This window comes from Staphylococcus aureus, from assembly GCF_001027105.1.
GTDB lineage: Bacteria > Bacillota > Bacilli > Staphylococcales > Staphylococcaceae > Staphylococcus > Staphylococcus aureus.
In genome coordinates this window covers 329,940-352,834 of sequence record NZ_CP011526.1, presented here as the reverse complement: position 1 = coordinate 352,834, position 22,895 = coordinate 329,940, and the positions used below count along the sequence as shown (strand labels likewise).

The following is a 22,895-nucleotide window of genomic DNA, read 5'->3' as shown; positions in this document are numbered from 1 at the left end:
ATCCATAAACAAATAAAAACAGGTTATGCCAACATGTAATTAATACTGTTGTGATAACCTGTTTTCTTATTATTTATACTTTGATACAACTGCAGCGATAGCTTGACCGCCACCAATACACAATGATGTTAAACCAGTTTCAACTTCATCATTCAGTTGATGCAATAATGTCACTAATACTCTAGCACCAGATGCACCAATAGGATGTCCTAATGCAATAGCGCCACCTTTAACATTCACCTTTTCAGGAGGTAATTTTAATTCACGATCAACAGCTAATGATTGTGCTGCAAATGCTTCATTTAATTCAAATACATCAATATCGCTTAATTCTTTTTTACTACGTTTCAAAGCCTTTTCTACAGCGCCAACTGGTGCAATACCCATAATAGAAGGATCTACACCATGACTTCCAAAGCCATCAAGCACTGCCAATGGTTCGATATTTAATTCTTTAGCTTTGTCTTCTGACATGACTAACATCATCGCAGCACCATCATTGATTCCTGATGCATTACCTGCTGTAACTGTACCGTCTTTTTTGAAAGCTGGTCTTAATCGACTTAATTTTTCGACTGATACATTTTCACGTACACCTTCATCCTTAGTGACTACGATTGGTTCACCTTTACGTTGAGGAATCGATACTGGAACTATTTCACTATCAAATTCACCATTTTGCTGTGCACGTACTGCTTTTTGTTGTGAGTTTACAGCAAATGTATCTTGTTCTTCTCTTGAAATACCATATTGCTCTACTAAATTTTCAGCAGTAATACCCATATGATATTGATTAAATACATCTGTTAAACCATCATATACCATGCTATCAACCATTGATTGATGTCCCATTTTAAAACCAAAGCGACTGTTGTTGACAAGCATTGGTGATTGAGACATATTCTCCATACCGCCAGCTAGCACGATGTCATTTTCACCAGTCACAATAGATTGATATGCTAATTGAATCGACTTTAACCCAGAACCACATACTTTATTCACCGTAAATGCAGGTACTGTTTCTGGCAAGCCACCTTTCATAGCAGCAATTCGTGCTGGATTTTGTCCTTGTCCTGCTTGTAGTACGTTACCGATGATAACTTCATCAATCTCACTTGGATTCAAACCCGTCTCTTTAATAATATGTTCTATTAAAGTCGCACCTAAATCATAGGCTGGCACGTCTTTAAACGCACCTCCAAAAACGCCAATAGGTGTCCTGTATGCTGCTGCTAATACGACTCTCGTCATGTCATATTCATCTCCTTATGATATATACAATTTTATTACTAATACGTCTAATGAACCAATACGCCACTAACATCCAATTTATGAAACCAATTGCTACGTATGTTACATTTTCATTCTTGTTATGCATTTAACAAATCATATTATACAATGATGTAATTTGTTTGGGCAATCGGAAACGTAAACGGTTTCACTTTAACATTTCACCCTCTTAAATATGCTCTATCATCCTCATCTATAGTACAAAATTATGCTTTGATTTACCACAAATTATCATTAATCATTTCGCGTAATGACTCTAATTAAATTCTATCTATCATTGCATCGCTATTCACAGCTGGTTTCACCATCAATTTCTCATCAATTTTTTATTACCATGACGTCTCCAGTCAAATATTAAATCGCTGATGATTGTTAATTCCGCAATTACCTTGCAGTCACCTCTCCTTCCACTTCATCGCCAAATCTGCCCCTATTCACTAGAAAAAATAAATAGTATACTTAGTAAATTAATTACACATCTTAAAGGAGTTAAAATTTTATGGTTAATGCATTAACACCAAAACATTTAGCTGAAAAGCGTGCAGGATTCCATGAGTTGTTCTTTGATTTAATTTTCGTCTATGCCATTCAAAAAATTGCACATGTGATTTTAACAACACAAAACGGTTCCATTTCAGCTGATTTATTTTTCAAATACATCGTCATGAGTTTGTTCTTATGGTTAATGTGGTCTCATCAAACATTTTTTACAAATCGATTTGGTCAAGTTACATTCAAAGACGTCTCGTTTATGATGTTTAATATGTTCATCATGGTCTTCCTATCTAACAGCCTATATCCGGACTTTGAAAAGACATTCTTCCCATTCTTCTTATGCGTGGCAATTATGTATTTAAGTATCGGATTACAGTATTTATTACATATACGTACAGGGTTAGATTATGGCGATAAGCGTACATGTCAAGCTTTTGCGAGCGTAGCCTTTGTGATTTCATTTTTATCATTTCTATCATTAGTACTACCACAAAGTATCCATTACATCCCTGGATTTTTAGGCGTATTCATTGCAGCGACAGGACTTATTCCATTTCAGAAATATCTTGTATTATCACCTGTTAATATGATGCATTTAGTAGAACGTTTTTCGTTACTAACAATTATTATCTTTGGCGAGGTACTGGTTGGTTTAGCTTCGTCATCATTTAGCATTGATCATTTTAGTTACATTTATATATTCCAATTTATGATTTTAATTAGTCTTTTCGGTGTATATTGGATCATTACTGAAAATTATATTAATCATAAATTAACATCTATCGGTTTCCGTTTATCGTATACGCATCTATTAATCAATATCGCTTTAGGTGTGATTAATGCTGCAATTGTTTTTAGTAATAACAATAAACTAAATGACTTGTTTGAAATTAATATGATGTATATCAGTGTTTTAATATTCTATATTGGATTATGGTTAATCACGCCTTATTTCCATAATGAACTGACAAACGCGAAGTATATTTCATATTCACTAGGTATACTCGTTATGTCTTATATTGTCAGCCTTTTATTTAAAGGTCACGACCATGTAATGATTATCTCAGTATCAGTTGCAACCTTCTGCATCATGCTGATTTATTTTAAAAATCAACGTCTACGTAATAAACATGAATAAATAGTATTTACCTCGGTCAAAGTATTTGAACTGAATCCAAAAGTGTCGAACTTCACATTATACTTTTGTGACAAACTTCAGTTATGCTACATGATCGAGGTTTTTAAATATTTCCGAGGAAATCGTTAGCCTATACAATCATCAAATGATACTTATAAATAACATATATCCTCTAATCCCCACTATCTAAAAGGAAATAATTCCCACACAACATAACCACCTCAAAACAAATAAATCAATATAGATATGTCACCTATACTTATCCCCCACATTTCATTCCACACCAAAAAGAACAGATGACAATCGTAAAGATTTATCACCTGCTCTAAATATTATTTCAAATACTATCATCACCAAAATCGACAATTATAGTTCTTGTTTGTTAAAAATTTTAATAGACAATATATAAGAAACGCTCGTTATAACTATACCAATGACCGCATATGCTATGACAACTAGCCATCCTTCAGTGCTAATTTTTTCAAATTCTAATGCAGATGCACCACTAACCATACCATATATAAAGAAAAAGACCACGAAAGAAATAAGTAGTAGTATAGATGCACATATCATAATGACATTGGAGTTTTCAGCGCCAAATTTAAATGTCAATGGGAAAATGATAGAGTATGCCCCTATGATACCAAAACTCATTAAACCTGACATAATACCAATCATCACACTTTGGGTCACAATCGTAGTCACAACTAATCCAATCATTAAACTTGCACCGAATAAGATTAAATAAAAGGCAAAGTATGACTTAATATAATCACTACGTTTAACCGGTAAAGTAGATACATAATACATCCATCTTGAGTCTTTTTCATGTTTAATATTATCAGTAATAGGTGTGATTAACATAACCCCAGCCATTGCCGAACTCATCAACGGATTAAATACTGCAAAGTATCCTGCAGCTATAATAGCGACTATAAAATAAATATATGTTTGCTTTCTCGTTGCATAAAAACTACTTAGGAACATACCTTTCATTATACTTCACCTCGCATTATGATTTTTGTAGCGTCATCAATGTGTTTTAAAGGCTCTGCATTTTCAATTTCTGCATAATCTTTAACTAAAATTTGATATTTCCCCTTTGACAATCTAGAAGCAATGATTAAATGCTTAGGAATTTCAACATCTTTATCTTCTGTCGTAACAATTCCATATTGTGCTAAAAGTATATCTTTCTGTTCAGTTAAAATCATTCGTCCATCTTTCATAAACACTAATTTATCAGCTAAATGTTCTATATCTTCAGAAATATGCGATGATATTAAGATGCCTCCACCTTGTGCGACAAAATCTTCTAGTATTTCCATTACTTCTTCTCTTCCAGAAACATCCATACCTGCAGTTGCTTCATCTAAGATTAATAACTTCACATCATGAGAAAGCGCAATCGTTAAAGCTATCTTCATTCGCATCCCTCTTGAAAAAGTTTTAATTTTAGTTTGTAGTGGTAACTCGAAATATTTGATTAAATCAAAGAATTTTTGACTATTCCAAGTCATATAAATAGATTGAAATACTTTATCAATATCTTTAATAGTCAATTTATTAGGCACTCTCAAATCATCAAACACTACACCTATGTGTTCTTTATATTCGACATCATCCACGGTATGTTCTTCTCCAAAAAATGTGATACTACCGTTATCTTTATGTCGATTGCCTACTAGAATATTAATTAATGTCGATTTACCTGAGCCATTTTTCCCAATTAATCCAACTGTCTCATTAGTAGAAATCGTTAAAGATGCATCTTGCAATTTAAAATCCGAATCTTTGTATTGTTTGTTCACACTATCTACGTTTAACAATGTTGTCATATCCATGCTCCTCTTTGTTTAATTTTAATAAAAACGTCTTCTCTTCAATAAATAACTAAAGGCGTTATATATGAAAATAGCAATGATAAGTAGCAAACTAAAGCTTTGATTAATTCCAGTAGTAATTGAATAAAGCCCAATTACTACAATGGCTAGTATCAATATTGATAAGTTGATCGCATATGTTTTAAATAATGCAATTAATTCTATATGGCGTTCACCTTCATCCAATATTTCCAATCGCTTTTCAGTGTAATTCTTATCTGCAATTTTTGGTATTCTGTCATCAAACCTTCTATTAAACAGTGTAAATTGTGTATTGAAAATAGCACTAGCAAAAAATGGTATTAAAAAGAATAGTATTGCATTTGCTGCAGCGTGCCCTACCACAAAAATAAGCAATACTAAAAAAGCAATAACTGTCTGCAGAATACTTAATATACTTCCATTTAAAACATAACGATTCGCAAGCAACTCATATTGATCTGTTGCATCGATATCTACCTCTTTATCTACAAGTTGCTTATACTTCAATGCACGTCTTTGATTCATCAAAACAATGGCTTCTACCAATATGATAATAATCGTCGCAACAATCGATATTACAACGACATTGTTATATGTCGCAAACGTCAAGTTCTCAATACCAAATCCATCAAAATTACCTAAAATTCCACCTATGATACCCCCTACAAGTCCACCCAGTAAAAGATATCCGATATATCTTAGTATTTTCATGCCTCATCCTCCTCAATAATAAAAACAGTTTCCACCGTTTCATTGAAAATGCGAGCAATTTTTATTGCCGTTAATACTGATGGCATAAAATTGTTTCGCTCAATTAGCGATATGGTTTGTCTTGAAACGCCCGCTTGTTTAGCAAGTTGCGTTTGGTTTAAGCCATCTCGTGCTCGTAATTCTTTCAATCGATTACGCACATCGCATCAACTCCTTAATTACACTGTAAATGATATGCGTCTTTTTGACAACTATATTTGTCAAATCTACACCAAAAAATATGATTATCCACCTATGTATGACATTTTGAAACAAACACCTCAACGCCTACAAGTCATAATTGTTTACTTTCGTTACACCTTCCTGCATAATTAACAGCATTCTAATTTTAGTATGATGCACGCATTTTCACTAAATCAAACCATTCAAAGGAGACTATTATGGCATTTACATTATCTGCAATTCAACAAGCACATCAACAATTTACTGGTGTTGACTTTCCAAAACTATTCAAAGCTTTTAAAGATATGGGGATGACTTACAATATCGTCAACATTCAAGATGGCACTGCAACATACGTACATCAATCAGAAGATGATATCGTTACGTCATCTGTAAAAAGTAATCATCCTGTTGCTCAAAAATCAAACAAAACAATAGTTCAAGACGTCTTAACTAGACATCAACAAGGGCAAACAGATTTTGAAACATTTTGTGATGAAATGGCTGAAGCTGGCATTTATAAATGGCATATCGATATTCAAGCGGGCACTTGTACTTATATCGACTTGCAAGACCAAGCTGTTATTTCAGAATTAATCCCTCAATAAACTATATTTATAGCAACATTTTAATTATTTCATAAAATTTTATTGATAATCATTATCGTTCGGTATAAAGTAAATACTATATACTACTTATGAGTGAGGTTGATTATCATGATAACTAACACTTTTATTTTAGGCATCACAGGCCCAACAAGTCTTGTCGTCATTAGCATTATCGCTTTAATTATTTTTGGTCCGAAAAAATTACCACAATTTGGCCGTGCCATCGGTTCTACTTTAAAAGAATTTAAATCTGCAACAGAAGATTTAGATAAAGAGTCTCACGATACACCCAGTAAGGAATCGAAACAACAGCGAGAGCAATAGCACTGACCACACCTTACTGGTTCACTTTAGCGAACTACGCCATCGGTTAGTAAAAATTTTATTGTCGTTCGTCATTACGGTCATCGTCGTATATGTTTCATCATTTTGGTGGATGACACCATTCATAACGTATATTACCCGTGCACATGTGTCCTTACATGCATTTTCATTCACAGAAATGATACAAATATACGTGATGATTATATTTTTCATCGCGTTTTGTTTCATTTCACCAGTCATGTTTTATCAATTGTGGGCATTCATTGCACCTGGATTACATAATAATGAACGTCAATTTATTTATAAATATAGTTTTTTCAGCGTGTTATTATTCTGTGCTGGCGTCGCTTTTGCATTTTATGTTGGCTTTCCAATGATCATTCAATTCGCGTTAAAATTATCATTAACTTTAAACATTTCGCCTGTCATTGGCTTTAAAGCATATTTGATTGAACTCATACGTTGGTTATTCACATTTGGTCTTCTATTTCAATTACCAATATTATTTATGGGTCTTGCAAAATTCGGTCTTATAGATACCACATCATTGAAACATTATCGTAAATATATTTATTTCGCTTGCTTTGTATTAGCAAGTATCATTGCACCACCCGATTTAACATTAAATATATTACTCACATTGCCACTCATATTGCTCTTTGAGTTCAGTATGTTCATCGTTAAGTTCACATGCCGAGGCAAACCGCCAACACATTAACCTTATACGAATCAATGCTGTGATTATCGTTATACTGCAATACCGAATATTTCCAATATAGCAACAAAAAAAACAGGCACTCGGCCTGTTTTTTATTTTTTAAATTTAAAGATTAAGATAGCAACTACCATAATATAAGCACCTTGTGCTATCAATGGTTCATAACTTGGATAAAAGCCCAACCAGTTAATCGTTGGGAATCCTTCAATAACATGTCTTGGCATCGCACCTAATAATTGTAACTTTTGAATACTTACGCCAAGCATTTTGAATCCCATAATAAAAATAAAGATCGACAACACTCTAAATATATAGAAAATAGGTATTAATTTAACTATAAATCTAAATAATAATGCAAAGATGATTAAAATAACGATAGCTAAAGCAATACCAATAATAAAATCTTTGGTCGCTAGCTCACCTATCATCCCCATATAGAAAATGATAACCTCGACACCTTCACGCAACACAGATATTAAACCAATCGTCGCTAACAATACCAAATTACCATTACTAATCGCATTAGCATACATATTTTTAATCATGTCATTCCAACGTTTTGCATTTGAACGTTTGTGCATCCAAACACCAACGATAAACATTAATATGACCGCAACGATACCTAATCCCGCTTCCATACTTTCACGAAGAATGCCACTATTCCCTAAAGTTTCTACAAACGTAATTGCTAAGATAATACTCAGTACAAGTCCGGCAATTGCACCACCAATCACACTTGCAGTCCCTTTCTTATCTTTTACATTACGCGTCATGGTAGTCAATGTCATTACAATTAACAACACTTCTAGCCCTTCACGTAAAAAGATAATCATCACATCGACGAAGCTATAACTATGGCCAACAACCTCTTTAATTTGGTTATTTAAATCTACTAAACCATCTTTCACATGTGCTTTATTATGTTCGTCTAATACACTTTGATAATATGGTATTTTATCTTCAATTTTCGTATACAAAGCACCGTCTTTAGTTTGAATTTGACCTTCAACATACGGCCAAGTTTCTATAAAATGTGTAAGCGCAGCATCAGCATCCGACAATTGATTGTCGTCGATAGCTTTAATCGCCTTCTCTAACGCATCATTTAATTGTGATACATGGTATTGATCATTTGCAGACGTATTACTTTTTTTATCGACATGATCAATATTTGATTTAAAAGTTGTCCAAGCATGTGACACTTTTGCCGTATCTAATGGTGACTTATGAATTGCAATTCTAAGTTGTAATAATGCGACTTCAATTTGTCCATATTGATTTGCGTCATAATTGCGAATCACTGTTTCATTACTTGTCCAAATCTGATTCAAACTATTGTTCAAAGATTCTAATTCCGCTTTATTTTTATCTTTAATCGCTTTTGTCATCGCAGCATCTTTAGCATCGACTTGCTGTTGCAATAGTTTAATTTTAGAACCCGCATCTTTACTAGCCAATTTCTCTTCATAAGCAATTAATGACTTCGTTAATTGCGAAAGTGTATCTTTTTGATTATCATTCGCTTTTGCATCTTCAAGCTTTCTCACATCTGATTTGACAGCATTACTTTCACTATTATCTTCAAGCGATAATTTCTTAACTGCACTTACCACTTGCTCAATTGCTTTCTGCTTATTGTCATTCGATATCGAATTATTAGAAAGTGCAGATTTCGCATCCGTTATCACACTATATACATCACTAATACTTTGTTGTTCTGCTGCCTGACTTTTCAGTAACCCAAAGCTACACACCATAGCAGCAGTTATTAGCATTGCTACAAATTTAGTCAAATAATGTTTCACCAAGGTATCCTCCCTTACTAACACCTGGTAATACTAAAAATGAAGCAGAACCTCTATGTGTAATATATTCATTTAATTTATCATTACTACCTAAATTATTTTGTATATCGATAAATTGTTTTGTCGCTTTTTGAAAAGCAATAAAAAGTAAGCCTGTTTCGAAGTTACCTGTGCGGTCATCCGTACCATCCACATAATTAAAGGCTCTACGTAAAATTGACGTATTTGCTTCTTTCGCTAGCCTCGTATGGGCATCTTTATCAATAATATACTCGCCATGACTATCTTTCGCTTTTAAGTCAATTTCATCAAACTCTTTCCCACCTGTTAACGGTGCACCACTATGTCGTTTCCGACCAAATGTAGCCTCTTGTTCTTCCAGCGCAGTACGATCCCACGTTTCAATGTGTATTTGAATACGTCTGACAACGCAATAAGTTCCATGTTTCGCCCATCCGTCATCAATAAACACATAATCTTTAAGTTGATTATTCTTCCTAGGATTAATTGTTCCATCTTTAAATGCCATTAAATTTCTAGGTGTTTCCTTACCTTTAGCAGAGATAAAACCAGATTGCGCCCAACGTACCTTAACAATATCTCGAAATGGACGAACTAAATTATGAACCGCATGAAAGGATACTTGCGAATCATTTGAGCATGCTTGAATCATAATATCACCATCGCTGTAATCGTCTATTAACTGATCATTCGGAAAATGCGGTAAATCTTTAAAGGCATCGGGAATTTTACTAGATAACCCAATTTTCTTCATCAAAGACTTACTAATCCCAAAGGTAATCGTTAACTTGCTTGCACCTAATCCTATCGATTCACCGGTATCTACTGGTGGCATTAAAGGATTGTTACTCGGCTTGCCAACTGTATCACCATCCATCATACGATCAGCCATAACCGTCCACTTTTTAAACATTGCCTTAATTGCATCTCTATCTTTTGACTTCAAATCTAACGCAACGAAATTGCATGTTTTTTGCGTGGGTGTGGTAATGCCTGGTTGCACTTTACCATAAAATTCATACGCATCTTTTTCCGGATCTTCTGGTGTATTGAACATTGATTTGAAAGACCACATGCTACCAACACCACTTGCGCCAATTGCAACACCGGCACCGCCAATACCTAACATTTTCAAAAATGTACGTCTTGAAAATTGCGTACTATCGTTAACTTGTTCATAATTTGTCATTCAGTAATCACAGCCATTTTACTTAGTGGCTCTCCTAATGCATTAACAGCATCCGCAAATGCTTTACGGTCTTTCTTCGATACTTTTTCAAATGACTCATAACCGCCGTTGTTATCTTTATATTTATCCAATAATTGATTCACTTTATCGAAGTTCATTTGGATATCATCACTTAATTTTTTATCTTTTTTCTCTAAAATAGGTTTAAATAAGTCATAAATTTTTTGTGCGCCTTCAACGTTCGCTTTAAAATCATATAAATCTGTATGTGAATAAATTTCTTCTTCACCTGTGATTTTAGAAGTTGCAACTTCATTTAATAGGTCAACAGAACCTTGTAACATTAATTTTGGTGTGATATCTAATGTATCAGCTTTGGCATGCAATTCTTTTGCATCTTTCAATAATTGTTGTGCATCTTTTTTAGTCACATCATCAATTTTCTTATCTTCGTATAATGCTTTTTCAATCTTATGATATCCTGACCATTCTTTTTCCTTTTTCTCTTCTTTCATATCTGCAAGACGTGCATCAATTTTAGGATCTAAATCTCCAAATGCTTCTGCAACTGGTTCAGAGCGTTCATAATACATACGAACTTTTGGATATAACGCTTTTGCTTGGGCCATATCATTATTTTCAATCGCTTTAACAAATTTTTCTGTACCTTTTAAAAATTCATTTAACTGTTCATCAGTATATTTATCATATGCTTTTGTTGCTTGTTTTAATTCTGCTTTAACACCATCATCTTTTTTCGATGTCTTTGAATCATCCTTCTTACTATCGTCGTTCCCACATGCAGCAATTAATAACGTTGATGCTAATAATAGCGTTGTTAACTTTTTCATTTTGACACCTCATTATAGAAATTCTATTATCCCCATAGATGTGTTCTTATAAATATTATTTTCGCATTCCCTACACGCTAAAATAATACATTACACTTAAAACGGCTGTTTTAAAGCATCCTCCCATAAACATCATCTAGTTGATAATAATTATCAAAATCATTATATTGTTATAAAATAATACTGTCAACAACCTTTTATTTTCAAAAATTAAATAAAAGAGCGCTGCCATTTTAAATGTCATCACTCTTTTGTAAGTCTAATTTGTCATTTTTGGTCGTATTCTGATTTTAATAAACTATAGATGTAACTCGATGAATAAATACCATTTAGTAATTCATTGTCACGTAACATACCTTCTCTAGTAAATCCCAGCCTTTCAGGAATAGCCCGGCTTTTTTCATTATTAACTGCGGCACTAATCTCAATTCGGTTTAAGTCAAGCTCTTCGAAACAATACTTTATCAATGCCTCAACTGCTTGTGTCATAATCCCATGACCCTCAAATTCTTTATCTAAATAGTACCCTAATGAAGTTTTTCTGTGCATGTGATTAATTTCATGTAAACCGATGACACCAACTAGCGTTCCTTCATACCAAATGCCACACTGAAATCCATTACCATCAGCAAATTGCAAAAGTCCTCTTTTAATAAATGCACGCGTATCTGATGGTTGCTCAGTTGCATCTACCCAAGGTAACCATTCCCTAAGTGAATTTCTTGAACGATTGACTAAATTGAAAAGCGCTTCTGTGTCATGAGCTTCTAAAATTTTTAATGTTATTTGTTCATTCACTTTCATTCCAAACATACCATCACATCCTCATTCATTTTTCATATAATTCTGTAAATTATCATTATAATAACATATTAATGTTACGCATTGTATCTTAAATTTGTTGTCCTTCCCCAACTTGCATTGCTTGTAGAATTTCTTTTCGAAATTCTCTATGTTGGGGCCCCGCCAACTTGCATTGTCTGTAGAAATTACGGACCCAATTTCTCTATGTTGGGGCCCATCCCCAACTTGCACATTATTGTAAGCTGACTTTTCGTCAGCTTCTTTGTTGGGGCCCCGCCAATAAGCGTTGTAGTGCCTATTACTTTGATTGATGTCCAAGTTTCCTATCACACAACTTAATTTAATCACTACTTTATTATTCATTCCAAATTTATATTTAAAAATACGACAAAACAGTGCTAAAATGCTATTAAAGGAGGCACTGCTCATGGCATCATTGAAAAATAAGCATTTTATGATTGGGCTATCACTAACATTTATAGTCGCATTATTTAGCTTTTTAGCAGCTAAATTGCCAATCCTAGATAAGGTTGGCGCATTAACTATCGCGATATTAATCGCTATTCTATATCGTCACTTTAGAGGATATCCTGAACAATATAGCTCAGGTATTACGTTTTCATCTAAATATTTATTAAGATTTGCAATCATCCTATATGGACTTAAACTCAATATATTCGATATTATCGGTCAAGGTAGTAAACTATTAGCCATCGATGTAGGTGTCGTTATTTTCAGTATTGTAATGATGCTCTTTGTCAACAAACTGTTGCATGGTGACAAAAACATCGCATTATTACTAGGTGTCGGCACAGGCGTTTGTGGTGCTGCTGCTATTGCCGCAGTCGCTCCAATATTCAAATCACGTGAAAAGGATACAGCTATTAGTATCGGTATCATCGCATTGATTGGTACGATATTTTCACTTATATATACAGCTATCTACGCTATCTTTTCAATGACGACAAATGTTTATGGCGCTTGGTCTGGTGTTAGTCTTCATGAAATTGCACACGTTGTCTTAGCTGGTGGCTTTGGTGGTAGTGATGCACTTAAAATTGCACTTCTTGGTAAACTTGGTAGAGTATTCTTACTGATTCCATTAACCATCGTACTTATTTTAATTATGCGTTTCCGTTCATCAGAATCATCTAGCAAGGGTCGAATAAGCATTCCATACTTTTTAATTGGATTTGTCATTATGGCCTTAGTGAATACATATGTAACTATTCCGTCAGCATTGCTAAATATTTTAAATACTGTATCAACAATTTGCTTATTAATGGCCATGGTTGCTTTAGGGTTAAATGTTGCATTTAAAGATCTTAAAAATCGCGCACTTAAACCGCTTATGACAATCATTATTACCTCAATATGCTTGTCATCACTTGCCTTTATCGTCGTTCATTGGCTATATAGTTAATATGAAAAGACGCTCAAACACTTACAAATTTAGTGTGCCGAGCGTCTTATTTTTATACTTTAAAAGTCGTATTGGTTGTTTTCTTCTTCAAACACTTGTTGTTGTACTTTGGCAGTTCGCATTGTGGATTGTGCCAACGCTTTTAACCGAAATACAACATCATCATTGACAATTTGTTGATTTGAAAAATCTTTCTCTTCAATAAATACATACGTTTGCATCGTATGTGCTTTCATGTAACTCAATATTGGTTTTAAATGCATTTCAGGAATTAAATAATGTTTACTAGAACCTGCTGTCGCTACAAGTCCTATTACCTTGTCACGAAACGCATTGACTGGAAGTAGATCAAACACATTTTTCAAAGCACCAGGGATGGAAGCTTGAAAAATTGGAAAACCAATAAAAATCACATCAGCCTGCATTAACGACGTCGTTAATTTATATACATCTCCTGTAGTATCTAGATAATTCTTTCCAACGCTAAATTCTAATTCAAGTTCTCGTAAATCCATCAACTCTATTTGATGTCCCTCATTGATGACTTCTAGTTCATTTTTTAAATCATCCATAGCAATTCTCGTTTTAGAACCTACTGTGGAACCTGACAATAATACAATATTCATGATGACGCCCCTCCTATTTTGATAAATGCTTTTTAATCGCCGGTATAATGTCGTTGCCAATTAACTCAATATTCTTCATAACATTTTCAAATGGCACACCGCCAAAATCAAGCTGTGCCATAAAACGTTGATGACCATACAACTCGTGTTGATACAATATCTTTTCAATAATTTGTTGCGGGCTTCCAACCATTAGCGCTTCTCGATAATCTGACGAATTAGCAAATTGCTGTTTCGGATAACCAACACCACGAATAAATGACATCCCTGTATTCAAATGTGGATAAAATTCTCTCATAGCATCCTGAGTTGTTTCAGCTGTATAAAACAGACTCGCTGTACTTACTGGTAAAGACTTAGGCGAAGCATCGAAACCTGCTTCAGTTGCCGCTTGACGATAAGCATCTATAGAACCTTTAAAGTTCATTGCTGGGCCACCAAGGGTTGTAATCATCATTGGCACACCTTGTTTTCCCGCTTTAATAGCACTTGCAGGTGGACCACCAACAGCACGCCATATTGGCAATATATTATCGATTGGTCTTGGGAATATTTTCATATTTCTAAGTTCTGGACGATATTTTCCAGACCAAGTAATACGCTCAGTTTTATTTAACTCTAAAAGTAAACCTAATTTTTCTTCAAACAATTCATCATAGTCTTTTAAATCATAGCCAAACAAGTCAAAAATACCTGTTCTTGATGCTCTGCCAGCTACAATTTCGGCTCTACCATGAGAAATCAAATCTAATGTCGCGAAGTCTTCAAATACTCTTACAGGATCTGTTGCACTAATAATCGTTGAAGAACTTGAAACTTTAATATGCTTTGTCGCTTGGGCAATTGCACCTAACACAACCGTATGTGCCTGTGTTGTAAAATGCTCCTGATGACTTTCACCAACTGCAAAAACATCAATACCTGCTTCATCTGCTAATTTACTTGCTTCAATAATTTCATTAATACGTTGCTCATAACTAACTTTTTCACCTTTCAATGGATTCAATAAATGATCACCTAAGGAATACAAACCAAACTCAAGAGGCGTATTTTTATTCATTTCTAATTTGGCCATTAAACATTCTCCTTTATATTTCGTGTAACTTACTTTCAATTTGTTCACGTTCTGCTTCTAAAAAGTCAGGCAAGTTCAATTGACTTCCTAATTGTTCAACAGGTGTATCAATAGTAAATCCAGGCGCTTCAGTCGCAAATTCATACATAATTGAATTATGGCGATAGTATAATGATTTAAAGAAATAGCGATCAATTATACCTGAATTACTTTGTGGTTGTTGTTGTAATTTCTTGTAAATTGCATCTAAGTCACTCATTTGTGGTGTATTAACTGCAATATGATGGATATAACCTCGTCCAGGTCTTTCACGTTGTCCCTGTTGCTCAATAACTACAAAATCCGAATATAAACCTTGTGGTGCTAATGTCAGCACATCGAATGATTTATTATCTCTTTTGCGATAACCTAAGACATTTTCCAAAAATTCTACCGTACGCGCTGCATTTCTAACTCTTAATTCGACTGGCCCTATTCCTAAAATTTGATATGCTTGAGGTATTTCACTATAAGCGTTATGTTGCCATTGATGTGGTACTTCAAAACTATCATTAACAAGCAATATGATTTCTAAGTCGTCTTCATCTTTAAAGACAACACCTTCTTGTCCAAGATAGTACAAACGTTCAGACTTAATACCATTATTCTCAAGACGTTTTTCAAAATAATGAAGTGCCGCTTGATTTGGTACTAATAATGAAAATCGATAAATCGTTTCAGTACCTGGCTGCTTATGACCCGCATTGGGAATTTCAAAAAAGCTTAAAATTGTTCCGGCTGTACCTACTTCGTCCCCATAAAACAAATGATACATTGAAGGATTGTCTTGATTAACCGACTTTTCAACTAATCGTAATCCAAGGACATTTGTGTAAAAATCCTTATTACGTTTTGCATCTTTTGTATACATGGATATGTGATGATGCCCTACTATATTCATACTATCCCTCCTATTAGTATAAATTTTATACCAGCTTACATAAAAAAGATAGTTATATGCCATTTACCCCTTGCAAATAAAAATATGTTTGTACTCATTCGTAGATACACAGCTAGTATGTATAACGACATAATAATTGCATAATTATAAATTTATGTGTAGCAATTTATTTTTTCTAAATGTTTATAAAATACTTCAATAACTAAATATGCAAGATTTCACAAAAGCATATTGACAACGCTTTCATACATGTCTAATATAAGTTTATCGCACAAAATGCATATAAATACATATTAAGGAGGATTTTATGAATTTTCTTAAACCTGCAAAGCATATTAAGCCTTTGCCAGAAAATCAGATAGATGATACCTATAAACGATTACGTCTCCAAGTATTTCTTGGTATTTTCATCGGTTACGCTGGGTACTATTTATTACGTAAAAACTTTTCGTTAGCGATGCCGGCATTGCAAGAGCAAGGTTTTACAAAAGCGGAACTAGGTTTTGCACTTTCTGCTGTTTCCATCGCATATGGATTTAGTAAGTTCTTTATGGGTACTGTAAGTGATCGGAGCAATGCTCGGATATTCTTAGTTCTTGGATTAGCACTCACTGCTATCGTCAATTTGTTAATGGGATTTGTACCGTTCTTTACATCAGGTATCGGTATTATGTTTGTCCTATTATTCTTAAATGGATGGTTTCAAGGTATGGGCTGGCCACCTTCAGGCCGTGTTCTCGTTCACTGGTTTAGTGTAAGTGAACGCGGAAGTAAGACTGCCCTTTGGAACGTTGCGCATAATGTTGGTGGAGGTATTATGGCACCTATTGCTGCTTGGGGTATTACAACAACTGCATTTATCAACTTTGGTTATTTAAAAGGTTTCGAAGGTGTATTCATTTACCCTGCACTCTTAGCACTTATCATTGCCGCAATTTCATACGTATTGATTAGAGACACACCTCAATCTCAAGGTTTACCTCCAATCGAAATTTATAAAAATGACTTTGCTACAAGCGATAAGAAAACATTAGAAACAGAATTAACTACAAAAGAAATTTTATTTAAATATGTACTGAACAATAAATGGGTATGGGCAATTGCCTTTGCAAATATATTTGTTTATTTCGTGCGTTATGGTGTACTTGATTGGGCGCCAGTCTACTTAAGTGAAGAAAAACATTTCGACTTAAAAGCATCAGGTTGGGCATACTTCTTATACGAATGGGCTGGAATTCCTGGTACATTATTATGTGGTTACATTTCTGATAAATTATTCAAAGGTCGTCGTGGACCTGCAGGTTTCTTCTTTATGTTAGGTGTCACAGTATTTGTATTAATTTATTGGTTAAATCCTCCAGGCAATGCTTGGTTAGACAATGTCTCATTAATTGCCATTGGTTTCTTAATATATGGACCAGTTATGTTAATTGGTTTACAAGCATTAGATTATGTACCTAAAAAAGCAGCTGGCACAGCAGCTGGATTAACAGGATTATTTGGTTATCTGTTTGGTGCTGTAATGGCCAACATCGTCTTAGGTGCTGTAGTTGATAAATTCGGATGGGATGTCGGTTTTATTTTATTAACAGCAATTAGTGTGTTTGCAATGTTGAGCTTTATCCTCACTTGGAATAAAGTAGGACAAGAAACCGTTCATCATTAAATGATAAAAAATAAAGTCATATGGTTATCTTATCGAAAGATGATATATTCATCTCTTATAAGTTCAACCATATGACTTTTTATTAGTATTCAAAAAAATATTTACATTGCCACTTTTGTGTTTGCCCTGCTGTTTTATTCAATTGATTACACCACTTAGGATAAACTCTAAAAGCCATTTTCCCTTGATACTTAGATGAAGCTAAGATACCTTTTTCTACCAATAATTCCCTAGGAAATAGAAAGTAGCCATTTAATTCATCATCGATAACAGCAACAATCAGGTAATCAGCAAACTCTTCAATTTTGTATGGCCGATTATAATTATCTTCGTCTTTTGTCCAACATGTCACGAAATATCCCGATTTAGTCGGTGTTTTCTTAGCTAACCTACTTTGATATGTTTCCTCTTTAAAGCTAAATGTTAATGCTTCGTAATCTTGATTATATTTTTCTTCAGTTAAATCTTTAACTTCTGATTCTTCACTAAAAATATTTTTCAACAGTATTTTAGATTTACACATATGCCAATCTCACTTTATTTTTTCATAATCGTATCATATATTTATTTTTTTCGAAAAATACACTTCCGACCGAAATATACTCAGCCAGAAGTGGACGAAATATTTAACCTTCTATTAATTCAGATGTATCAACTGTCAAACGATCACGTAATAAATAGACGATTAACATTGCTGCTAAAGCACAAAGTGACTCAGCAATTAATAATGACCAAATGACACCTGTTAGTCCAAACAAAGCATTCATAATAAATAATACTGGAATGATAATTGCACCTTGTAAAATGGCCATAATTGTAGCACCACGACCTTGCCCAGTCGCTTGAAGCATACCAGTAAACAAGAAACCTATACCATTTAATAATAATGATGCCATTGTTACTTTCAAAATAAATGTCGCCATCTCAACAATGGCTTGATCAGTAGTAAATAGTCCGACCATATGATGTCCAATTGTAAATACAGCACTCATACATACAACAAAGATAACGCCGATAGACATGATAACTGCTTTGATAACGTCTTTCATACGGCCTTTATTTGCCATAAAGTTATATGCAATTAGTGGTACAACACCTTCACATAATCCCATGATAATAAGTTCTGGAAATTGCACAAGTCTAAATGAGATACCATAACTTGCAATCGCGAAGTTTCCATAATGTGCTAAAAATAAATTTAAAACTAATCCTGTGAATCCCATTAAGATACTCATTAAAAATGCAGGAATACCGATTTTAAAGATTTCAGAAAGCATTTCTTTATTAGGTTTCGCAAGTTTAATATTAACTGACACAACGTCACTATTTTTCATAAAATAAATGATAAAGAACAGAGCAGCAGCAACATTACTGATTGCAGTACCCAAAGCTGCACCAACAACGTTTAAATCAAAACCAAAAATTAAAATTGGATCTAAAATAATATTTAAGCCTACACTAGCTAACATACCAATCATAGAAACCATTGGTGCCCCAATTGCACGTGCAAATTGTTCTAATATGAAGAACAAAATTACAAAAGGTGCACTTAAAAACATTACTTTCAAATAATTACTTGTTAAAGCTAACGTTTCACCTCTCGCCCCTAAAATTGCTGCGATTTGATCACTGAATGGTAAAGTAACTAAAATCACGATAAGTCCTAGTGCAATACCACCATAAATAGAGAAACTACTTACAAATTTACTCTTACTATAGTCTTTCGCACCTAATAAACGTGAAATATAAGTTCCTGCACCAACGCCAAATAAATTACCTAACCCCATTAAGATAGCAAATACTGGCAGTGTTAGAGAGATAGCAGAAATCATGTGGCTATCTTCTAAAAATCCTATAAAGTAAATATTTAATATGCCATAAATAACGCTTAATAAAGTCCCTATCATCATTGGCAATGAGAAATGCATCATCGCTTTAAATACTGGCGATTTCTCAAAATAATATAATTGTTCGTCTTTCATTGTTCAATACTCCTTGTCTTTTCCAATAATTAGCTTACTAACAATTAGATATCTAACTATAATATTAAAGACAAAGTGACTGATTTCTACCAGTCACACTTATCATTTATTGTAAACTAGATAACATTTTAGTTAAGTTTGCTTTCATTTGTTCATTTTCTTCTTCAGATAACTGCGATACGAGTGTTTGTTCCATTTCATCAAATATCGAAGTGAATGCTTCTACGAGTTTAATCCCAGAGGTAGTCAGCCCTATATTCTTTCTTCTCGTATCTTGTGCATCGACATAGCGATAGATCAGCTTTTTACGTTCAAGGTTCCTTAATAAATTACTGACAGTTGGACCTGTTCGTTGTAATGCTTTAGCAATATCATTTTGTGTCAGTCCATCTTGTTGATGTGCATAAAGATAACCTAACGTATGACCTTGCTCATTTGTAATATCAAATTGCTCTAACTTTTGATCAGCCTTTTGTTTCATCTCATGACTAATCATTCTAAATAAATACGAATAAGTGAATTCCATTTATTGCACCACCATTTCGTTAGATGTCTAACTAAATATACTGCGACATTTTTAAATTGTCAACATGAATATCTAATTTATTTTAAAAGTTCCTATAAAATCTTGCGCCATAAACATTTTGATATGCAATTTTTCGGATTAAAATATGAAAGAGATTGCATATCTACGTTTTTAAGAAATCGCTTACAATTACAAATAGGAGGATATTACGTTGTTAAGTTATAGACAAATCGAAATTTTGTATCTTTTAATTCATGAGCAAACGTTTATTCCAATCAATACCATTGCTAATCAACTTGGTGTATCACCTCGTACCATTCAATATGATATAGCATATATTGAGCAATATGCTGAAACTTATCATTACCAAGTCAGCCGTAATAAAGCTGCAGGCATCAAAGTAACAACAGCTCACGCGACACTATTAAATGAATTAGAGCACAATCTAACAAATCAAATTCATTTTTCAAAAGATGAACGACTCACACATATCGCTTTAAAGTTATTCGAAACAACCGATCCTGTTTCAACAAAGCAACTTGCGCAAGATGTTAATGTTTCGCGTCGGACAATTGCAGATGATATTAAAATGATTCAAGCCCAACTAGATCAATACCATTTAAAGTTAAATTATGTCCACAATAAAGGATTCAATATTATTGGTGAGGAAGATCATTATCGTAAAGCGTATGCACACTTTATACATCAATATATGAAACAAGCTGCACCTTTTATAGAGGCGGATATCTTTAATTCAGAATCAATCGCATTGGTTCGCCGTGCCATTATTAAGACATTAAATAGTGAAAATTATCATTTAGTTCAGTCGGCTATCGATGGCTTAATCTATCATATACTCATTGCCATTCAGCGTTTAAATGAAAATTTTTCGTTCGATATACCTATCAATGAAATTGATAAATGGCGACATACTAATCAGTATGCTATTGCTTCAAAAATGATAGAAAACTTAGAACGCAGTTGTAATGTCACATTTCCAGAGTCTGAAATTATCTTTATCACGTTACATTTACTAGGCTCTAAAATGACTGAACATACAGCATCTTCAATTACCTTTGAATACCATGATTTATCGCAAAATATACATGAATTGATCACTTGTGTTAGCCAAGAATTAGGCATTGATATGTCAAAAGACAACAAGTTACATACCAGTCTGATCACACATATCAAACCAGCTATACATCGTATTAAATACGATATGCTACAACCTAATCCTTTGAGGCAAGAAGTTATGCGTCGCTATCCTCAAATCATTGAAGCCGTTAGCAAGCATATTAGTCCAATTGAACAAGATGCTGCTATTCGCTTCAACGAAGATGAATTAACATACATTACAATTCACTTCGCATCAAGTATAGAGCGTGTTGCAACACATAAACAATCAATGATTAAGGTTGTCTTACTATGTGGTTCTGGTATAGGCACGTCACAACTTTTAAAATCAAAACTAAATCACCTGTATCCTGAGTTTCACATTTGGGATGCCTATTCCATTTATCAATTGGAAGAAAGTCGATTATTGCAAGATAACATTGATTATGTCATTTCAACAGTACCTTGTGAAATATCAGCTGTACCAGTTATTCATGTCGATCCATTTATCAATCAACAATCTCGTCAAAAATTGAATCAAATTATCAATGACTCAAGAGAACAACGAGTCATGAAAATGGCAACTGATGGCAAGTCACTCGCAGATTTATTGCCTGAACATCGCATCATTATAAATAAACAACCATTATCAATTGAATCCGCAATTGCAGTGGCTGTGCAACCTTTAATCAATGATGGCATTGTCTATTCAAATTATACAGCTGCAATTTTAAAACAATTTGAACAATTCGGGTCATATATGGTCATTAGTCCACATATTGCACTTATTCACGCTGGTACTGATTATGTACAGAATGGTGTAGGTTTCGCACTAACATATTTCACTGAAGGGATTATCTTTGGTAGTAAAGCTAACGATCCCGTTCACCTTGTAATTACATTAGCAACGGACCACCCCAATGCACATTTAAAGGCATTGGGACAGTTAAGCGAATGCTTAAGCAACGACTTATATCGACAAGATTTCTTAGATGGGAATATTTTTAAAATTAAACAACACATTGCTTTAACTATGACAAAGGAGGCTTAATAACGTGTCATTAGACATTTTGTCAACAACACGCATCATTGTAAAAGAACAAGTAAATGATTGGACTGAAGCTATAACTATAGCTTCTCAGCCATTACTACAAGAACAAATTATTGAACAAGGCTATGTTCAAGCAATGATTGATAGCGTTAATGAACTTGGACCTTATATCGTTATCGCACCTGAAATTGCAATTGCACATGCAAGACCGAACAATGACGTACATCAAGTTGGTTTAAGTCTATTAAAGTTGAATCAACATGTGGCATTTTGTGATGAAGATCACTACGCATCTCTCATTTTTGTATTGAGTGCCATCGACAATCATTCACACTTATCTGTATTACAAAATTTAGCAACCGTACTGGGCGATAACCAAACAGTCCAGCAACTATTAACTGCAACAAATGCACAAGACATTAAAAACATTTTAAAGGAGCATGATTAAT

23 protein-coding genes are annotated in these 22,895 nt (G+C 33.9%); 8 read left to right on the top strand and 15 right to left on the bottom strand.

All coding sequences use genetic code 11. From position 1 onward, the window contains the following. Positions 1-69: 69 nt before the first annotated feature. A complete protein-coding gene (locus tag AA076_RS01620; protein ID WP_000199070.1) occupies positions 70-1,251 on the bottom strand; it encodes an acetyl-CoA C-acetyltransferase in 1,182 nt (393 codons plus the stop codon). 538 nt (positions 1,252-1,789) lie between these two features. Between AA076_RS01620 and AA076_RS01610 the strand changes: the two genes are divergently transcribed. Next, positions 1,790-2,923 carry a low temperature requirement protein A gene (locus AA076_RS01610; RefSeq protein ID WP_000245685.1) on the top strand — a complete coding sequence of 378 codons (1,134 nt, stop codon included), beginning with the start codon at positions 1,790-1,792 and terminating at the stop codon, positions 2,921-2,923. Between the two features lie 366 nt (positions 2,924-3,289). Here the strand turns inward: AA076_RS01610 and AA076_RS01605 are convergent, their stop codons facing one another. From AA076_RS01605 to AA076_RS01590, 4 genes are read right to left on the bottom strand one after another with little or no spacing between them, the layout of a single operon-like run. Continuing rightward, on the bottom strand, positions 3,290-3,919 hold the full coding sequence (locus tag AA076_RS01605; RefSeq protein ID WP_000677714.1) for an ABC-2 transporter permease: 630 nt from the start codon (positions 3,917-3,919) through the stop codon (positions 3,290-3,292). Next, positions 3,919-4,761: an ABC transporter ATP-binding protein gene (locus tag AA076_RS01600; protein WP_000209565.1), complete on the bottom strand. Its 843-nt coding sequence runs from the start codon at positions 4,759-4,761 to the stop codon at positions 3,919-3,921. Before AA076_RS01600 ends, AA076_RS01605 begins: the two co-directional genes overlap by 1 nt. A gap of 24 nt (positions 4,762-4,785) precedes the next feature. Continuing rightward, positions 4,786-5,499 (bottom strand): DUF3169 family protein, encoded by a 714-nt coding sequence (locus AA076_RS01595; RefSeq protein WP_000698752.1) that lies wholly within the window; start codon positions 5,497-5,499, stop codon positions 4,786-4,788. Next, positions 5,496-5,699: a helix-turn-helix transcriptional regulator gene (locus tag AA076_RS01590; protein ID WP_001246013.1), complete on the bottom strand. Its 204-nt coding sequence runs from the start codon at positions 5,697-5,699 to the stop codon at positions 5,496-5,498. The genes AA076_RS01595 and AA076_RS01590 overlap by 4 nt, the downstream gene beginning before the upstream one ends. Before the next feature lie 240 nt (positions 5,700-5,939). Here AA076_RS01590 and AA076_RS01585 point away from each other — a divergent pair, with 240 nt between their 5' ends. The 3 genes from AA076_RS01585 to tatC all read left to right on the top strand — a co-directional run bounded on the left by AA076_RS01585 (position 5,940) and on the right by tatC (position 7,371). Beyond that, entirely contained in the window at positions 5,940-6,329 is a 390-nt protein-coding gene (locus AA076_RS01585) for a DUF1398 domain-containing protein (RefSeq protein WP_000886005.1), read from the top strand. 99 nt (positions 6,330-6,428) lie between these two features. After that, positions 6,429-6,653: a twin-arginine translocase TatA/TatE family subunit gene (locus tag AA076_RS01580; protein ID WP_001794540.1), complete on the top strand. Its 225-nt coding sequence runs from the start codon at positions 6,429-6,431 to the stop codon at positions 6,651-6,653. Between the two features lie 16 nt (positions 6,654-6,669). After that, entirely contained in the window at positions 6,670-7,371 is a 702-nt protein-coding gene (gene tatC, locus AA076_RS01575) for a twin-arginine translocase subunit TatC (protein ID WP_001795631.1), read from the top strand. Positions 7,372-7,463: 92 nt separating this feature from the next. Here the strand turns inward: tatC and AA076_RS01570 are convergent, their stop codons facing one another. The 4 genes from AA076_RS01570 to AA076_RS01555 form a co-directional block, all read right to left on the bottom strand. After that, the gene (locus tag AA076_RS01570; protein WP_000683699.1) at positions 7,464-9,176 is read right to left on the bottom strand and encodes an FTR1 family iron permease; all 1,713 of its coding nucleotides are present in this window, start codon (positions 9,174-9,176) and stop codon (positions 7,464-7,466) included. Beyond that, positions 9,157-10,386: an iron uptake transporter deferrochelatase/peroxidase subunit gene (gene efeB, locus AA076_RS01565; RefSeq protein WP_000186217.1), complete on the bottom strand. Its 1,230-nt coding sequence runs from the start codon at positions 10,384-10,386 to the stop codon at positions 9,157-9,159. The genes AA076_RS01570 and efeB overlap by 20 nt, the downstream gene beginning before the upstream one ends. Continuing rightward, positions 10,383-11,237, bottom strand: a complete 855-nt coding sequence (efeO, locus tag AA076_RS01560; protein WP_000737196.1) for an iron uptake system protein EfeO — start codon at positions 11,235-11,237, stop codon at positions 10,383-10,385. The genes efeB and efeO overlap by 4 nt, the downstream gene beginning before the upstream one ends. Positions 11,238-11,504: 267 nt before the next feature. Continuing rightward, complete coding sequence (locus tag AA076_RS01555) at positions 11,505-12,050, bottom strand: GNAT family N-acetyltransferase (RefSeq protein WP_000467652.1); 546 nt, start codon at positions 12,048-12,050, stop codon at positions 11,505-11,507. Between the two features lie 418 nt (positions 12,051-12,468). Here AA076_RS01555 and AA076_RS01545 point away from each other — a divergent pair, with 418 nt between their 5' ends. Then, positions 12,469-13,464 (top strand): YeiH family protein, encoded by a 996-nt coding sequence (locus AA076_RS01545; protein WP_000157629.1) that lies wholly within the window; start codon positions 12,469-12,471, stop codon positions 13,462-13,464. Positions 13,465-13,523: 59 nt separating this feature from the next. On the opposite strand, the gene AA076_RS01540 is transcribed toward AA076_RS01545, so the two are convergent. The 3 genes from AA076_RS01540 to AA076_RS01530 are packed head-to-tail and all read right to left on the bottom strand — an operon-like array spanning position 13,524 to position 16,105. Further along, entirely contained in the window at positions 13,524-14,090 is a 567-nt protein-coding gene (locus AA076_RS01540; protein WP_001028431.1) for an NADPH-dependent FMN reductase, read from the bottom strand. Between the two features lie 13 nt (positions 14,091-14,103). Further along, positions 14,104-15,165, bottom strand: a complete 1,062-nt coding sequence (locus AA076_RS01535) for an LLM class flavin-dependent oxidoreductase (protein WP_001096116.1) — start codon at positions 15,163-15,165, stop codon at positions 14,104-14,106. 13 nt (positions 15,166-15,178) lie between these two features. Beyond that, positions 15,179-16,105, bottom strand: a complete 927-nt coding sequence (locus AA076_RS01530; protein WP_001028221.1) for a VOC family protein — start codon at positions 16,103-16,105, stop codon at positions 15,179-15,181. Between the two features lie 307 nt (positions 16,106-16,412). Between AA076_RS01530 and glpT the strand changes: the two genes are divergently transcribed. Further along, complete coding sequence (glpT, locus tag AA076_RS01525) at positions 16,413-17,771, top strand: glycerol-3-phosphate transporter (RefSeq protein WP_001010111.1); 1,359 nt, start codon at positions 16,413-16,415, stop codon at positions 17,769-17,771. Between the two features lie 82 nt (positions 17,772-17,853). Here glpT and AA076_RS01520 read toward each other — a convergent pair whose 3' ends face one another. The 3 genes from AA076_RS01520 to mepR all read right to left on the bottom strand — a co-directional run bounded on the left by AA076_RS01520 (position 17,854) and on the right by mepR (position 20,279). Beyond that, a complete protein-coding gene (locus tag AA076_RS01520; protein ID WP_000335332.1) occupies positions 17,854-18,294 on the bottom strand; it encodes a MepB family protein in 441 nt (146 codons plus the stop codon). Between the two features lie 103 nt (positions 18,295-18,397). Then, on the bottom strand, positions 18,398-19,753 hold the full coding sequence (gene mepA / locus AA076_RS01515; protein ID WP_000651060.1) for a multidrug efflux MATE transporter MepA: 1,356 nt from the start codon (positions 19,751-19,753) through the stop codon (positions 18,398-18,400). 106 nt (positions 19,754-19,859) lie between these two features. Then, the gene (gene mepR / locus AA076_RS01510; RefSeq protein ID WP_000397416.1) at positions 19,860-20,279 is read right to left on the bottom strand and encodes a multidrug efflux transporter transcriptional repressor MepR; all 420 of its coding nucleotides are present in this window, start codon (positions 20,277-20,279) and stop codon (positions 19,860-19,862) included. Positions 20,280-20,490: 211 nt separating this feature from the next. On the opposite strand from mepR, the gene AA076_RS01505 reads away from it, so the two are divergent. Together AA076_RS01505 and AA076_RS01500 are read left to right on the top strand one after the other, a co-directional pair. Continuing rightward, a complete protein-coding gene (locus AA076_RS01505) occupies positions 20,491-22,446 on the top strand; it encodes a BglG family transcription antiterminator (protein WP_000954261.1) in 1,956 nt (651 codons plus the stop codon). 4 nt (positions 22,447-22,450) lie between these two features. Next, a complete protein-coding gene (locus tag AA076_RS01500; protein ID WP_000050762.1) occupies positions 22,451-22,894 on the top strand; it encodes a PTS sugar transporter subunit IIA in 444 nt (147 codons plus the stop codon). Position 22,895: the final 1 nt, after the last annotated feature.